Annotated in this window: 1 protein-coding gene; it reads left to right on the plus strand. The window is 35.4% G+C overall.

What is annotated here, in order from left to right; translation table 11 throughout:
- On the plus strand, positions 1-594 hold a 594-nt coding region (locus ABD296_RS49940), incomplete at both ends, for a hypothetical protein (RefSeq protein ID WP_344285691.1).

Genomic DNA, 594 nt, shown 5'->3' on the forward strand with positions numbered 1-594 from the left:
AGCCAACAAAAAATTTATGATGCAAGTCAGGCTTATCAAGATTTTGAAGAAAATAATAAAGATTTAGCTCAAAAGTTAGATGAGTTATCTAAAAATACTCAGGCTGAAAAAACTGCCCAAATGGTACTCAGCCCGATTTTTAAAGCTGACTTCATTAAAAAGCTCGGTACCACTGGTTATAGCTTTAGCAATACCGGATCCTTTACAGTAACTCCGCCTAAAGGTGAGCAAATTACAGAAAAAGGTAAGGGGAAAAATACAATTGCCAGCGCAGTTGATGCAGCGGCTTATATTTATGAACTCTATTCAATTTCTGGTGGTATGAAAGATGAGTTAAAAGGTATTAATTTTGATAAATATATGCCTTTGGAAGCCGCAAAATTTTATGCTGAATTTAATGATGCCAATGATTTTTACGAAAAAGGTCCAAGCTTTACAGAATCAAATCAAGTCACCAGTGAAATCGCCCAAGGACTTAAACAAGACCTGTTCCAACAAGTTGATGCTGTTGTGAATAAAGCCCAACCTTATAAAGCAGTTTTACGTTTTGCCCATGCTGAAATTATTATTCCTTTAGCAACTAGCTTAGATTTG

It is taken from the genome of Actinomadura napierensis, assembly GCF_039529375.1.
GTDB lineage: Bacteria > Actinomycetota > Actinomycetes > Streptosporangiales > Streptosporangiaceae > Spirillospora > Spirillospora napierensis.